This window comes from Marinomonas sargassi, from assembly GCF_025716875.1.
Lineage (GTDB): Bacteria > Pseudomonadota > Gammaproteobacteria > Pseudomonadales > Marinomonadaceae > Marinomonas > Marinomonas sargassi.
In genome coordinates, this window is sequence record NZ_JAOVZB010000003.1 from 398,255 (window position 1) to 413,554 (window position 15,300).

Sequence of the window (15,300 nt, forward strand, 5' to 3'; positions counted from 1 at the left end):
TCTAACATTTTTATTTAAAATATGGTGACCATGATGGCTCTCGTACATCACCCTCAGCCGATGGTAACCTATATTTAACCAAACCATCAACGGATACTACAGCTAAGATGCCCTTACCTTTATAAGTTGTGGCATACATAACCATACTACCATTAGGGGCAATACTTGGCGATTCATCCAAGTAAGTCTCTGTAAGTATTTGTACTCGGCCATTCTTCATATCTTGAAGCGCTATATGGTAACTGCTGTCATACTTTTGAACAGTTACAAGGTAACGGCCGTCCGGTGTCATACTTGCTCTCGTATTCGAATCACCTTCAAAGGTTACACGTTCAACTCGTTTACTACCAACATCTAATCGATAAATTTGAGGGTTACCGCCACGATCTGAAGTAAATACAATACCTTTTCCATCTGGCTCCCAGCTTGGCTCTGTATCAATCGAGTAATGGTTAGTCATTCGCTCTAGCTTTTGAGTTGCTAGGTCCAGTGTGTATAGCTCAGGATTATTATCCTTAGATAGTACTAAGGCCAGTTTACTTCCATCTGGAGACCAAGCCGGCGCGCCATTTAAACCTCTAAATTGTGCTACCTGTTGACGCGTGCCCGTTGCCAACTCTTGAATAAATATACTAGGTCGGCGGTTCCTGAACATAACATAAGCAATGTCTTTGCCATTACGGCTCCAAGATGGTGACAATATGGGCTCTTTAGATTCAACAATAACCTGTGGCCTATGGCCATCTGCATCCGCTACTTGCAACTTAAAGGTAGGCGCAGCTTTATCCCCTTCCGCCGTTACATACAAAATTCTTGTGCTGAAAGCACCTCTGGTACCCGTTAGTAACTCATACACTTTATCACTTATATAATGAGCTGCATCGCGGAAATTTCTAGCACTGACATCTAAGTAACTATATTGCTGAACAGGCTTTTGGGTTAAAACATTAAGCAGCTCAAAACCAATTCTAAACTGCCCTGTAGTAAGCTTTTGAACAGAGCCGATCACGACATAATCACTCTTTAGAACACGCCAGTCACGGTAAGACACATCAGCAGCTTTAGAAGGCATGCTCAACATGCTGGTTCTAGGAATTGGCTGAAATAGACCACTACGGGATAAATCATCTTCGACAATTTGAGCTATATCCTCAGGTAGAGCTTCAAAACCTTGGTACCCAAACGGAACAACAGCAATAGGTAATAGCTGATCTGCACCACTGGTAATTTCAATAACTAATTGTGCTTTTGCTGCATTTAGAAAAAAAATACAAGTAAATAAGACAGCTATCCATTTTTTAAACATCATTTAATTTCTCAAATCCTGAGGGTTAAATATTAAATCTACATTACGAAAATTTCGCTCAAACCTAACAATATCTATATCGGCAAGTTCTTCAATTTTTCCAACTTTAAATACTGCATCAAGCGTCCGCTGATCAAACAAATCATCACCACTACTTTGTGTAATATGAGCATCCAATATTTCTCCATTGGGTAAAAACTCAATCCTTAGCTGAGCCTTCATTCCATTTCGAGCATTAGGCGGCCTATTCCATGACGAAGCCACTCGATCATTAATCAAACCACTAATGGACTGGACCATTTGAGCTTCATCGGCAGCATCTTGTCTAGCCTTCTCGGCTGCAGCAAGGGCAGCTGCCTCTTCTTCCGCTTTTCTTTTTTCGTCCGCTATGCGTCGAGCTTCTTCTTGACGCTTTCTTTCTTCTTCCGCAATACGTTCCGCTTCAGCTTGAGCCAGTAACTCTTGTTCTCTGCGTTTGCTCTCTGCTGCAGCTTCTGCCTTTCGTTTTTCTTCAGCAGCCTTAGCTTGACGCTTTCTTTCATTTTCTTGAGCGATTCGCTTTTGTTCCGCTGAACGTTTTTCCTGCTCAGCTTTTTCTGCAATGCGTTTTTGTTCTGCTAAGCGCTGTTTTTCTTGCTCCGCTTTCTGAGCTGCTTCTCTTGCGGCTTTCTGCTTAGCTTGAGCTAACTGCTTCTTTTTGTCTTCTAATGCTTTACGTTCAGCTTGTTGTTTTCTCTTTTGTTCCGCTTCTTTCTTTTGTTTTGCCGCTTGTGCCAGAGCTTGCTGTTTCGCTGCTCGCTCTTCTGCTTCTCGTTTACCAATAACCGTTTCAGAAATATCTATAACCTTAGCATTCACAATGACAGGCTTTTTAGGCTCTGGCTTTTTATCGTTCGTAAAATCTACGGTAACAATACCAACAATTACAATAAATGCATGTAGACTAATGGCTAATACTACTGGCAAGCTATAGCTATCGCTTTTAAACCATTTCATTAGTTTTGGTCCGGCTCTGTAACTAGTCCGACATTAGGAACACCAGCTGCCTGTAAAGACACCATTAATCCAATCACATCACCATAGGGCACGCTTTTATCACCACGCACCAAAACAGATATATTTTTGTTTTGAGTTAGCACTTTCTGAACCCTATCTTGAAGCTGCGCAAGTGTAATAGGTTCTTCTTGCCCCCCTACATCAAGATAAAACTGACCACTAGAGTCAATGGATGCGATCATCACATCTTCTTCCGAATCTTGGATTGGTGCAGCATTTGCGTTGGGCAACTCAACATCAACGCCTTGAGTTAACATTGGCGCTGTGATCATAAAAATAACCAATAAAACTAACATCACATCAATGTATGGAACAACATTGATTTCAGACATTGGTCGACGTTTATTTCTTCTTCTAGAGCGAGCCACTATGCAGCCCCTCCCTCTTTAACATGAACTTTTCGGTGCAATATACTAGTAAATTCATCAGCAAAGTTTTCATAACTTGCAGCCAAGGACTCTGTCACCGCTGAGAAGCGGTTATAAGCTATAACTGCTGGAATAGCTGCTGCCAAACCGATAGCTGTAGCTATCAAGGCTTCTGCAATCCCTGGCGCAACTGTCGCGAGTGTTGCCTGCTGAACTTCCGCCAAGCCAATAAAGGAATGCATGATCCCCCAAACCGTACCAAATAAACCAACATATGGGCTTGTTGAACCAACTGTCGCTAAGAAAGGAAGGTGTTTCTCAAGCTTTTCTTCTTCTCGATATAAAGCTACTCGCATTGCCCTTTGTACACCATCCATAACAGCATCAGGGTCAACATTTTGGTTCTGTCTTAGGCGTGTAAATTCTTTGATGCCAGAAGTAAAAATCACTTCCATACCTTCGACGGTACGACCTTCTTGGGTTAATTTACGGTAGAGCTGGCTTAAGTCGATTCCAGACCAAAATTGATCTTCAAAAGACGCTCTTAATTTTTTAGCCTGCTTTACAACTCTTATTCTTTGAAAAATAACAACCCATGAAAAAACGGACGCAGCTAATAACGTCAACATAACAAGTTGAACGACGATACTAGCACTGGCGATAAGACCCCAAACTGACATTATTAACCTCTATTTAAAATCGGAAGGTAACTGGTAATTAAAATGTTTATATGCACGTTTTGTTACCTGACGCCCCCTTGGCGTCCGGATAATAAAACCTTGCTGTATTAGAAAAGGTTCAATGACATCTTCTATTGTATCTTTATCTTCTCCTAGAGCGGCAGATACGCTATCTAAACCGACGGGGCGACCATCAAACTTCTCTATCATGGTCAATAACATACGTCTGTCTAGGTGATCAAATCCCTGACTATCTACACTTAACATATCTAATGCGCGTTGGGCAACTGTTTGTCCAACTACAGACACACCTTCTACTTGAGCAACGTCTCTTACGCGGCGCAATAATCGATTCGCAATCCGAGGTGTTCCTCGTGAGCGCCGAGCTACTTCATAGCTACCAGAATCGTCTAATTCCACTCCCATTTTATTAGCAGATCGGGCTACAATAGTAGTTAAGGATTTCACATCATAAAATTCAAGACGCTGTACAATACCAAATCGATCACGTAAAGGAGAGGTTAAAAGTCCTGCTCGCGTTGTAGCTCCGACAAGGGTAAATGGTGGGAGTTCAATTTTTATTGATCTAGCCGCAGGCCCTTCCCCTATCATGATATCAAGCTGATAATCTTCCATTGCTGGATAAAGAACTTCTTCGATAGCAGGACTTAGGCGATGTATTTCATCAATAAACAGAATATCACCTTCATTTAAATTAGTGAGTAAGGCGGCTAGATCTCCCGCCCTCTCTAACACTGGACCAGAAGTTGTTTTTACTTCTGTCTCCATTTCATTGGCAATAATATTCGCTAAGGTTGTTTTACCTAAACCCGGGGGGCCAAAGATAAGAGTATGGTCAAGGGGCTCTTCACGCTGCCTTGCAGCTTGAATGAAGATTTCCATCTGTTCTCTTACAACAGGCTGTCCAATGTATTCCGCTAACAACTGTGGCCTGATAGCTCTATCTACTTGCCTGTCATTGCCTTTTAATTCCGCTGAGATAATACGATCTTCTTCAATCATCAATTAATTCCTCAGCATCCCTTTTAAAGCCACTTTAATTATTTCTTCGCTGCTCGCAATATCCATGGGAACCGCCGAGATTGTCTTAGCTGCTTCTTGAGGCTTATAGCCAAGGGAAATAAGCGCCGCTTCGGCTTCTTGCCTTGGGTCCGCTTGCACTTGACGTAATACGGCTGGAGCTGAAAACAGATCTTTTTTCGCAGCTTGCCCTAACTTATCTCGCAACTCAATAATAAGGCGCTCAGCGGTTTTCTTACCAACACCCGGAATTTTGGTTAACGCTGTTACATCAGATTCTTGAACATTAGAAACAAGCTCTTCTGACGACATACTAGACAAAATAGCCAACGCCATTTTAGGCCCAATTCCGTTCACTTTAATCAATACTTTAAACAGGGCTCGCTCATTTTTATCAATAAAGCCATATAAAGTTTGGGAGTCTTCTTTAACAGAAAAATGAGTAAAGAGAGTGACCTTTTCACCAATTTGAGGAAGTTCATAAATCGTAGTCATAGAAGCACTAATTTCATAGCCTACTCCCATGACATCCACCAGCAACTCAGGTGGCATTTTCTCTATTAAGGTACCAACAATTCGACCTATCACATTGCCTTCCTTACATCTTGTTCAGTCCAACGACGAGTGGTTCGTTTTGCCCTTTTCCCTACTCCAAACTCTAACCCGCCAGATGTCCTAGAATTGGCATGACATAAAGCAATTGCCAAAGCATCAGCTGCGTCAGCCTGAGGTTTAGATGAGAGCTTTAGTAATAATTGCACCATCATTTGAACTTGTTCTTTATCCGCACTACCGCTACCCACAACAGACTGCTTAACGCGCTTTGCGGCATATTCGTGAACCGCTAGTTCTTTTAGTGATGCGGCAACAATCGCAGCACCTCTTGCCTGTCCAAGCTTGAGTGCTGAGTTGGCATTTTTAGCCAGAAACACTTCTTCAATGGCAAACTCATCAGGTTTATATTCTTCCAATAAAGCTGTCACGTCGGTAAATATATGTTTCAGCCTAACGGACAAGTCTTCATCAGGGAGGCGAATACAGCCGCTGTGTACATAATGCGATTTTCCATTTACTGCATCAATAACAGCAAAACCCGTGATTCGAGAACCGGGGTCAATCGCTAGTATTCTGGTGCTTACCATTTCATTCTCTTTCTCGCATATAAAGTACTGTATATTTCAACAGTCATTTGAGCGAGATGCAATGCTTAAATACAAAAAAGCCGCTAATAAGCGGCCCTTTTACATTTCGTTGTCAATTATTCAACAACTGGTTTTCTTACGCGAATGCTTAACTCTTTCAATTGCTTATCACTCACCTCACCAGGAGCTTGAGTCAATAGACATGTAGCACTCTGAGTTTTAGGGAAAGCGATAACATCACGAATAGATAAAGAATCCGTCATCAGCATAACAAGACGATCCAAACCGAATGCTAAGCCGCCATGCGGTGGCGCACCAAATTTCAATGCATCTAATAGGAAGCCAAATTTCTCTTCTTGCTCTTCTGCTGAAATATTCAACAATTCAAATACGGTCTCTTGCATTGAAGACTCGTGAATACGAATAGAGCCACCACCTAGTTCAGTACCATTAAGAACCATATCGTAAGCTTGAGACAAAGCAGTCAAAGGACTTGCTTTTAACTCTTCTGGCGAACAAGAAGGTGCTGTGAATGGATGGTGAATAGCAGTAATGCCACCATCACTTGTTTCTTCAAACATAGGGAAATCAACAACCCATAGAGGAGCCCACTCACACGTGTAAAGATCCATATCTTCACCAAGCTTGCAACGTAAAGCACCTAATGCTTCGTTAACCACTTTCTCAGAGTCAGCACCGAAGAAAATCAAATCACCATCTTGAGCATCAAGACGAGTTAACAAAGCTTCGCGAACATCAACTGGCAAGAACTTAACAATTGGAGACTGCAAACCTTCTTCCAAGTTCGACTTGTCGTTAACCTTAATGTAAGCCAAACCTTTCGCACCATAGATACCTACAAACTTAGTGTAGTCATCGATTTGTTTACGAGTTAGAGAGTTACCACCTGGCACTTTCAAGGCTGCTACACGGCCTTTAGGATCTTTTGCAGGACCAGAGAAAACTTTAAAGTCCACGCCTTGCATAAGGTCAGATACGGTTACCAAAGTAAGTGGTATACGTAAATCTGGCTTATCACTACCGTAGCTTTCCATTGCTTCAGAATATGGCATGCGAGGGAAAGAGCCTAGATCGATATTCAATAGTTCTTTGAATACGCTAACAATCATCTCTTCCGTCATAGCAATGATTTGCTCTTCGCTCATGAATGACGTTTCAATATCCACCTGAGTGAATTCAGGCTGACGGTCAGCACGGAGGTCTTCGTCACGGAAACATTTTGCAATTTGGTAGTAACGATCGAAGCCAGACACCATCAACAATTGCTTAAACAACTGTGGAGACTGAGGAAGCGCAAAGAAGCTGCCTTGCTGTGTACGACTAGGTACTAGGTAATCACGGGCACCTTCAGGTGTCGCTCGTGTCAAAATTGGCGTTTCAGTATCCCAAAAGCCATTGTCGTCTAGGTAGCGACGCAATAGTGATGTTACTTTTGAACGGAAACGCATTTTTTGCTGAATTTCAGGACGGCGCAAATCAATAAAACGATTTTTCAAACGTACATCTTCACCAACATTCTGGTGATCATCCAATTGGAAAGGAGGTGTTTGCGCAGCATTCAAAATTTGCAGTTCAGTACCAAGAACTTCAATTTCACCCGTATTCATATTTGGGTTCACAGTACCTTCAGGGCGAGCACGAACCAAACCTTTCAATTGAACAACATATTCATTACGAACACTGTCAGCCAATGCAAAACTGTCTGCACGATCTGGGTCAAAAACAACTTGGGTAATACCCTCACGATCACGTACGTCTAAGAAAATAACACCACCGTGATCACGGCGACGATGAACCCAACCGCATAAGGTAATTTCTTGTGAAATATTTGAAGCATTTAACTCGCCGCAATAATGGCTGCGCATAATTTGTTTCCTATTACTGTCTCAGTAAGAGAGTGATATGTTTTCTGTCAATTGACGCCATTAATAAGGCGCTTTATAACCAAAACAGAACAACTAAAAATTTTTAAGCAAGGCATTATATGCGAACAAAGAAAGACTCTCTAGTGGGAGCATTGAAATTTCTAGGAGCTCAATGAAAATTGAGCAATCACACTTCTATTTTATTCCACAACAGCCAGTTCAAAGAGAACCTCTTGGCCACTTTGCATCAGGCTCACTTCATCACCAACGGACTTACCCATCAATTTCTGCCCAACAAGGCTAGAAGGTGTCACTAAATATACAAGAGCTGAACCTAGTTCTACTTTGAGCCCACCAGCGCACGATGAGATTAAAAAATACCTTTCGCTCACGCTTTCATCATCAATAGCCACCAACTGCACCAAACACCAAACAGCGACTTGTTGATAAACAAGATCAAAATCTACCTTATTAAATTGCAGCCAATCATCTTCACATTCTATTACTCGCTGGGATTGACCATGAGCCAAATATGAAGCTTCCAAGCCAAAAGTATCGTATTTATTCTCAGCAATACTTTCTTTACTTGTCGCCGCTTCATGAGCCTGATTTGCCGCCCACTTAGCCGTATCCAAGCGGTTTTTTAGCTCACTCTTAACAATTTGAAGCACATCACTCTTTTTCACAGCCTCTTATCCCACAACATACGATCCCCTTCTCCTAATTCTGCAACACCCACTATCATACGCATAAAAAAATGGCTAACAATTCATTGCTAGCCATTTCCAAATTTGAGCTAAATAGTAAGAAAATAAATTTTAGTATTCATACTTATGGGCAGTATAAAGTTTGAAAGCCGCTTCCCAAACTTGCCCTACTTTACCATCGCCTACCACTTTGCCATCGATAGAAGTAACAGGAGCAATCTCTTTACTTGAGCTAGTCACCCAAACCTCATCAGCATTAAACACTTCTTCCATAGAGACATTTCGCACTTCCACTGGAATTGAGCCGTCTTTCTCCAGAATATCAAGAATCAACTTACGTGTAATGCCTGGCAGAATTTGATTGTCTGCGATTGGAGTAATAACAACGCCGTCTTTCACGATAAAGGCATTAGAAGAACTTGCCTCTGTAAGAAAGTTGTTTTCGTTATAAAGAAGAATTTCGTCACTGCCATTTTCGTAGCCTTGTTGGAAATGCATCACATTACCCAATAGTGCTGTAGATTTAATTTGGCAACGCTTCCAACGCATATCTTCAGTTGTGCTAACAGAAAAACCTTTCGCTGCACTCGCATCTGCTGCTATAGCAGGTTTAATTGCTGTCGTCATAGCAAAAATAGTTGGCTCAACATTTTCAGGGTAAGCATGGTAACGCTTGACGTCTGCTCCACGACTCACCTGCAAATAGACACCTAAATAATCACCTTCATTAGCCTCAAGCAACTGTTCAATCAGCTCTCTCCATTCAGCTAACGTTTTTGTACTCTTAATACCAATGGCAGCTAAACCATCAAACATACGTTGCATGTGTGGTTCTAAACCAACCGCCTTACCATTGTAGGTTGGGATCACTTCATAGATGCCGTCACCAAACAAAAAGCCACGATCAAGGGGAGAAATTTTAGCTTCCTCAATTGGCATAAAACCATCATTCAAAAAAACAATGCTCATTGTGTTCTCCATATATATTGTCTGTTACAACTATTCTAAAAATAGGTATTGTTAAATTTAAAAGCCGGACAAGCGGCGTAATTCTAAAATGACAGCATCCCCAACCTCGGCTTCTTGGCCGTCTTCTGTTAGTTGGTTAAGACGGGTTACGCCGTCGACACTGCCTAAACTTGAGAGATAACGTAAAATTTCCAATGGGTTTATTTCCGCCAACAAATCAGTATTAGCTAATTTACCTAGCATGGCGATTAAGCCGTAAGCTCCCCAGTTAGAGACATCAGCCACAATCAACTCATCACATTTTGTAGTAGCGGCAACAATATCCAATGATTTAAGCGCTTCTGTTACATTCCCCATGCCTATCTCATTACCACCATCACCTATGGCAATAGTTGGGCAAGTGGCTTGGTTCATAAAGCTATCAAAGCAAGCAGCGCGTGCACTTATATTTTCGCCACGCATATTGTAGTAATGACCATCTTCAGCTTGGCCTGGACGCTCAATTGAGAAAACTACTTTAGGCTGCAACTCATCTAATACTGTTTGCGCCTCTTGATTTTGCGCATCATGCTTGCCTAACTTGATATCGATCACTCTATATTCATTTTTAATCGCTTCCGATAACGGTGCACCACATACGATATAAGGCGTAGAGCCGACTTTTTCCAAACTTTTATAAAGCGCAATTGCCCCCAAAGGCCCATCGGTCTCAAAGGTATCCGTAACAGGAAACCCCGTACCAATAAGCACCACACCTTGCGCATCAAATAAAGTCTGAGCAGCACGAAGACAGTAGCCTTCCTGCAATGCTGGTCGAACATGGGCCATACCTCGAAGATTTCGAGCAACTAAAGCTTCTTCAATATTAATACTTGCCGTTTCTAATGAATTCGACATTTCACCGTCCTATCTACAACAGAGCTAACTTATCTTTAGTCAAGGTCAACTAAAGCAATTTGGGATTCTTTATATTCAGCCAACAAATTAATAGCATGAGCTTCTTCGATCGTTACTGATTCAAAGAACACTGTATTACCCTGTGTCATTTGAGCTAATCGAGCTGTATCTCTCGCCATAACAGAACCAATCTTTGGATAACCACCTATCGTCTGCCTATCATTCAACAAGACAATGGGTTGCCCATCAGGCGGCAATTGAATCGCACCATGACAAATGCCTTCTGAAAGCATATTGGTTATCGTCGAGCGACATTCATGGCCGGTTAAGCGATAGCCCATGCGATCCATACGCTCACTGACTGTATATTCACCACTAAAAAAGAGGGCTTTATCAGCACGGCTAAAGCTATCTGATTGATAGCCTTGAACAACCCTCAAAGGAGACATACTTTTAGCAGCAGGCTGCCCATTCGATAAATAAGCAGGGCGATTCTCTATCGGCATGATAAATTTAGATCTCTGCTCAAAAGGAGATATAGAAAGAACCTGACCTTTAACTAAAGAGCCACCATCCACTCCGCCGATCTTTTCACGAACAACCGTTGAACAACTGCCGAATTGAGACGGTACTTGCACCCCACCTTGCACGGCAATATAGATGCGACAACCTGCATGGGCGAAGCCCAGTTTCAAAACATCCCCTTCAGAGACTGATAAGGTTTGCCACTGTTCAACCGCTTGACCGTTTAACTTAACGTCAACCTCTGCTCCAGTAATCGCTATATGCGCCTGCTGAGTAAACTCAGCAACAAAGCCTCCAATACTAACCTCTATAACACTGGCGTTATCATCATTACCACACAAGCGGTTTGCCCAACGAAAGGCAAATGGGTCCATTGGACCACCGACCGTTAAACCAATACGATGCTGCCCTAGACGACCAGCATCTTGAATTAGCGCTAAAACACCTGGATTATTAACAATCATAGCTCGCCCCCCATAGCAATAAACTCTGCTTTGGATATCGCTTCAAACTTAACTTTATTACCCGTAGCCAATGGCATACTCGGTGTTTTTTCTGCATCAAACATAGGTACAGGACACAAACCAATCAGATTCCAACCACCCGGTGAAACAGATGGGTAGACAGCCGTTTGCCTATCCGCAATAGCAACCGCCCCTTTAGGAACCGCTTTACGTGGTGTTGATTTACGGGGAGCTGCAATGCGCTCATCCACCTGCCCTAAAAACGCAAACCCTGGCGCAAAACCAATGGCATAAACCTGATATAAGCCCGCTTGATGTATAGCGATCACTTCTTCAGTGGTTAGCTGTGCATTTCTAGCCAACTCCTCTAAATCAGGCCCTGCTTCTGTTCCATAATAAACAGGCAATGTAATCGTTGGCGCTTCAATCGAATCAGTACTATTCCCTGAAGCAATTCTAGTCTGATCTATTACCGCCTTAGCCTTACTTATGTATTGCTTTAACGAATAATAGTCATAAACATTGTGATCAAAAATAATTAACAACGAAGCATAAGATGGGACAAGATCAATCACACCTTTCCCAATTAACGCCTCTAACGCCTGAGTCATGGCGTATATATAGGCGCTCGATGCTTCACTTACCTCATCAGAGAAATAAAGAATTAACGCATTTTCTCCAGCTACTTCCACTCTCATTTTATTGTCCCGCCACCATCACTTTTATGGCTTCAATACTGCGAACACCTTCTTCGTTATCGCCATGGACACATAAGGTATCCACTTGAAGGGCTAGCTCTATGCCACTCACGGTTGTTACCGTACCTTGCTCCATTAGTTGCTTAACTTGAGCAAGCATTTTTTCTTTAGTGTGAACGGCACCCGCTTTTGAACGAGCCAATAAACGACCGTCATCGTCATAACAACGATCCGCAAAAGCCTCAAAAGCGACTTCTAAACCGAACTTCTCAGCTTCTTCTTTGTGCTGAGCCGATGATGGTGTTGCTTGAAGCACCAAACGCACAGGGCGATAGTAATTCGCCACTGCTTTCATAATGTTTTCTCGCACAAAAGCATCAGCCATCATGTCGTTATATAAAGCACCATGAGGTTTGATGTAAGTCATCTCTAACCCTTGGCAACGTGCCATCCCATCAAGCGCAGACATTTGATACTGCACTAGAGATTGAACCTCTTCAGCCGAGCACTTCATACTACGGCGCCCAAAACCCACTAAGTCTGGGTAGCCTGGATGCGCTCCTATTTCGACATTATGCTGCTTTGCTAACAAAAGCGTTTTAATCATCCATTGAGGGTCACCAGCATGAAAACCACAGGCAATATTTGCTTGATCAATATGAGACATAGCTTCACTATCCAACCCCATTTTCCAAGAGCCGTAGCTTTCACCAAGATCGCAATTCAACTTCATCTTTTTGTCCTTCATAAATAAATTACAGTACCGCTAATTGACTATTTCGTAAGTCAGTTACTAGCATGCAGCCGGGGCTATGGGTAATACACAAAGGTGGTTTAGCTTGTTCTAATGCAACCTGCGGTGTCACACCACAAGCCCAAAAAACAGGAACTTCACCTTCTTTAATCGTCACCGCATCACCAAAATCAGGCTGATTAATATCCTTAATACCAATACTTTCAGGGTCACCAAAGTGCAGTGGAGCGCCATGAACAGAAGGAAAACGTGTACAGATCTGAATAGCACGAATGGCATCTTTAGGCTTCATTGGGCGCATGCTGACAACAGTCGTTCCAGAAAAAGGACCTGCTGTACGACACTCAATGTTTGTGCGGTACATAGGCACATTAACCTTTTCTGTTACATTGCGTATTTCTAAACCATCCGCCACCAAAGCTTCCTCAAATGAGAATGAGCAACCCAACACAAAGGTCACGAGATCGTCTTGCCACACATCACGGATATCGGTTACTTCATCTACCACCTTACCGTCTCGGAATATTTTATAGCTGGGTACATCTGTTCTAATATCGACATCATCACCGACAGAAGACAACATAAAGTCTCCCGGGTTATCAGACATACCAACGATTGGACATGGCTTAGGATTCATTTGACAGAACTTAAGAAAATCATCAGCCCAACTCTTCGGTAAGATAACGATATTGCCCTGTACATAACCAGACGAAATACCTGAGGTGTTCACATTCCACTCACCAGAGCGAATTAAAGCCCTTACTTCTGCTGGCGCCATCTCTTGTGCTGACTTATTGCTCATTAACAAACCCTCCCGCCAAAATACAATTTTTACAAATTAAAACACCAATACATCACTTCTGCTAGAACATGAAACCAAATCAGCTTTTAAAACCATCTAAATAAAAAAATAAAGTTTAAAATACTTAAAAAAATAAAAATTAAAGAATATAAAACTAAAGACATCAAAAGATAATACAAGAATAACAAGCAACATAAAGGCCAATATCTCCCTCCCACTCAAATAACTAATAGACACTCGAAACACCCGACACATCGAATCTATAAACAAACCACTATCTAGAGGTTAAATTGCTTTTAAAATCACCAAAAGAAATAAAGAGTAGCCCAACAACCTTCGAGTTATGAGCCCAATAAACTATTAGCCCCCTCTAGACACTAATTAAGTCTAGAAATAAGTTTTATATGAAAGTATGTGAGCTGATTATAGAAACCACTTGCCTGAAAAAGAAAATGAACAAATAGCTTTTTTAGTTTAGTACGAGGTGCTTGAATTGATCTAGAAATCTAATTCTTTGGATTATGAGCCCAAGACAAGCTTAGTTCAAAGCGAAGATTTATTAGAGGCATTTAAATTAGCCGCTAGAGCCAGTTAATCGGTTGCGGGAGCCACTTTCTTGGATTAAAAAGTGAACCAACGACCTTCAAAGTTTAGAACATTAATTGTTTGCGGGAGCCACTTTCTTGAACTAGACAGGGAACCAACGACCTTCGGGTTATGAGCCCGACGAGCTACCAGACTGCTCCATCCCGCGACAAACTTAGTGTAAGACTAAGATTTTTATAGAAGTATTTGAATTGGTTGCGGGAGCCGGATTCGAACCAACGACCTTCGGGTTATGAGCCCGACGAGCTACCAGACTGCTCCATCCCGCGACAAACTTAGTGTAAGACTAAGATTTTTATAGAAGTATTTGAATTGGTTGCGGGAGCCGGATTCGAACCAACGACCTTCGGGTTATGAGCCCGACGAGCTACCAGACTGCTCCATCCCGCGACAAACTTAGTGTAAGACTAAGATTTTTATAGAAGTATTTGAATTGGTTGCGGGAGCCGGATTCGAACCAACGACCTTCGGGTTATGAGCCCGACGAGCTACCAGACTGCTCCATCCCGCGACAACGAGGTGCGTATTATAGGCAGATATAAAGAGGAGTCAATAGAATTCATCATTTATATATGGGAATAGTCAAAAAACATTGTTTACTTGCCATAAGCATATGATCTCATTGGTTAAAATCACTTGAATACGGATCAGCTAAAGAGTAAAAAATAGTCATTCACATTCATTAGGAGCTAACCAATATGGTCAGTAAATTAGAAGCAATATTAAAAAAGGCCACAATACCATCCGAAGAAACAGCCCTACCGGGTAGAGACACTGCCATACAAATTTCAGGGGTACATGCAGTGAACAATGAAAGCTTCGTTAGACGATTAAAAAGCAACGAGTCCGAAGTTTATTTAGGCATGGGTTGCTTCTGGGGAGCAGAACGAAAACTCTGGAACACAAATGGTGTTATCACAACGTCAGTTGGTTATGCCGGAGGATATACTCCGAATGCATCTTATGAAGAAGTCTGTTCTGGACAAACGGGCCATAGTGAAGTGGTACATGTGATTTTTGATACTAAATTAACTTCTCTAGAAAGCATCTTAAAAGTTTTTTGGGAAAGCCATGACCCGACACAAGGTATGCGGCAAGGTAATGATATCGGTAACCAATACCGGTCTGTAATTTACACTAACAATGAAGCGGACTTACTCACTGCACAAGAAAGCAAAGAGCACTACCAAAAGGCTTTGCTATCCGCCGGCGGCGGTATGATCACTACAGAAATAGAGCCTATATCTGCTTACTACTATGCTGAGGAATACCATCAACAATACCTTCATAAAAACCCTAATGGCTATTGCGGTTTAAAAGGCACAGGTGTGGTTTGCCCTATTTAACCCAACTAAACCAGTTAGTTTTAGCCCCTACTTAATCCAATAATATATAAAAA

At 42.0% G+C, this 15,300-nt stretch carries 16 protein-coding genes and 4 tRNA genes; 1 reads left to right on the top strand and 19 read right to left on the bottom strand.

The window, feature by feature from the left end:
* Nucleotides 1–10 precede the first annotated feature (10 nt).
* The 19 genes from tolB to OFY17_RS08840 all read right to left on the bottom strand — a co-directional run bounded on the left by tolB (nt 11) and on the right by OFY17_RS08840 (nt 14,412).
* A complete protein-coding gene (gene tolB / locus OFY17_RS08750; protein ID WP_263530345.1) occupies nt 11–1,309 on the bottom strand; it encodes a Tol-Pal system beta propeller repeat protein TolB in 1,299 nt (432 codons plus the stop codon).
* On the bottom strand, nt 1,310–2,302 hold the full coding sequence (locus OFY17_RS08755; protein ID WP_263530346.1) for a TonB C-terminal domain-containing protein: 993 nt from the start codon (nt 2,300–2,302) through the stop codon (nt 1,310–1,312).
* The gene (tolR, locus tag OFY17_RS08760) at nt 2,302–2,730 is read right to left on the bottom strand and encodes a protein TolR (protein WP_263530347.1); all 429 of its coding nucleotides are present in this window, start codon (nt 2,728–2,730) and stop codon (nt 2,302–2,304) included. The genes OFY17_RS08755 and tolR overlap by 1 nt, the downstream gene beginning before the upstream one ends.
* Nucleotides 2,730–3,410, bottom strand: a complete 681-nt coding sequence (gene tolQ, locus OFY17_RS08765; protein WP_263530348.1) for a protein TolQ — start codon at nt 3,408–3,410, stop codon at nt 2,730–2,732. Before tolQ ends, tolR begins: the two co-directional genes overlap by 1 nt.
* 9 nt (nt 3,411–3,419) lie before the next feature.
* A complete protein-coding gene (gene ruvB, locus OFY17_RS08770; RefSeq protein WP_263530349.1) occupies nt 3,420–4,433 on the bottom strand; it encodes a Holliday junction branch migration DNA helicase RuvB in 1,014 nt (337 codons plus the stop codon).
* 3 nt (nt 4,434–4,436) lie between these two features.
* Nucleotides 4,437–5,039, bottom strand: coding sequence for a Holliday junction branch migration protein RuvA (ruvA, locus tag OFY17_RS08775; protein WP_263530350.1), 603 nt, complete (start codon nt 5,037–5,039; stop codon nt 4,437–4,439).
* Nucleotides 5,036–5,593, bottom strand: a complete 558-nt coding sequence (ruvC, locus tag OFY17_RS08780) for a crossover junction endodeoxyribonuclease RuvC (RefSeq protein WP_263530351.1) — start codon at nt 5,591–5,593, stop codon at nt 5,036–5,038. The genes ruvA and ruvC overlap by 4 nt, the downstream gene beginning before the upstream one ends.
* Before the next feature lie 116 nt (nt 5,594–5,709).
* Nucleotides 5,710–7,479, bottom strand: coding sequence for an aspartate--tRNA ligase (aspS, locus tag OFY17_RS08785; RefSeq protein ID WP_263530352.1), 1,770 nt, complete (start codon nt 7,477–7,479; stop codon nt 5,710–5,712).
* A 200-nt stretch (nt 7,480–7,679) separates the two neighbouring features.
* Nucleotides 7,680–8,165: a transcription elongation factor GreAB gene (locus tag OFY17_RS08790; protein WP_263530353.1), complete on the bottom strand. Its 486-nt coding sequence runs from the start codon at nt 8,163–8,165 to the stop codon at nt 7,680–7,682.
* Nucleotides 8,166–8,297: 132 nt separating this feature from the next.
* Nucleotides 8,298–9,155: a D-amino acid aminotransferase gene (locus tag OFY17_RS08795; RefSeq protein WP_263530354.1), complete on the bottom strand. Its 858-nt coding sequence runs from the start codon at nt 9,153–9,155 to the stop codon at nt 8,298–8,300.
* Between the two features lie 57 nt (nt 9,156–9,212).
* The gene (locus OFY17_RS08800; RefSeq protein ID WP_263530355.1) at nt 9,213–10,052 is read right to left on the bottom strand and encodes a DUF4392 domain-containing protein; all 840 of its coding nucleotides are present in this window, start codon (nt 10,050–10,052) and stop codon (nt 9,213–9,215) included.
* A 35-nt stretch (nt 10,053–10,087) separates the two neighbouring features.
* Nucleotides 10,088–11,041, bottom strand: a complete 954-nt coding sequence (locus OFY17_RS08805; RefSeq protein ID WP_263530356.1) for a 5-oxoprolinase subunit C family protein — start codon at nt 11,039–11,041, stop codon at nt 10,088–10,090.
* Nucleotides 11,038–11,739 carry a 5-oxoprolinase subunit PxpB gene (pxpB, locus tag OFY17_RS08810; RefSeq protein ID WP_263530357.1) on the bottom strand — a complete coding sequence of 234 codons (702 nt, stop codon included), beginning with the start codon at nt 11,737–11,739 and terminating at the stop codon, nt 11,038–11,040. Before pxpB ends, OFY17_RS08805 begins: the two co-directional genes overlap by 4 nt.
* A 1-nt stretch (nt 11,740) precedes the next feature.
* Nucleotides 11,741–12,472, bottom strand: a complete 732-nt coding sequence (locus OFY17_RS08815; RefSeq protein ID WP_263530358.1) for a 5-oxoprolinase subunit PxpA — start codon at nt 12,470–12,472, stop codon at nt 11,741–11,743.
* Between the two features lie 22 nt (nt 12,473–12,494).
* Nucleotides 12,495–13,295: a putative hydro-lyase gene (locus tag OFY17_RS08820; RefSeq protein WP_263530359.1), complete on the bottom strand. Its 801-nt coding sequence runs from the start codon at nt 13,293–13,295 to the stop codon at nt 12,495–12,497.
* Nucleotides 13,296–13,961: 666 nt separating this feature from the next.
* Nucleotides 13,962–14,049, bottom strand: a tRNA-Met gene (locus tag OFY17_RS08825).
* A gap of 44 nt (nt 14,050–14,093) precedes the next feature.
* Nucleotides 14,094–14,170: transfer RNA gene (locus tag OFY17_RS08830), tRNA-Met, on the bottom strand.
* A gap of 44 nt (nt 14,171–14,214) precedes the next feature.
* Nucleotides 14,215–14,291: transfer RNA gene (locus tag OFY17_RS08835), tRNA-Met, on the bottom strand.
* Nucleotides 14,292–14,335: 44 nt separating this feature from the next.
* Nucleotides 14,336–14,412: transfer RNA gene (locus OFY17_RS08840), tRNA-Met, on the bottom strand.
* Between the two features lie 187 nt (nt 14,413–14,599).
* On the opposite strand from OFY17_RS08840, the gene msrA reads away from it, so the two are divergent.
* A complete protein-coding gene (gene msrA, locus OFY17_RS08845) occupies nt 14,600–15,247 on the top strand; it encodes a peptide-methionine (S)-S-oxide reductase MsrA (protein WP_263530360.1) in 648 nt (215 codons plus the stop codon).
* The last annotated feature ends 53 nt before the right edge of the window (nt 15,248–15,300 follow it).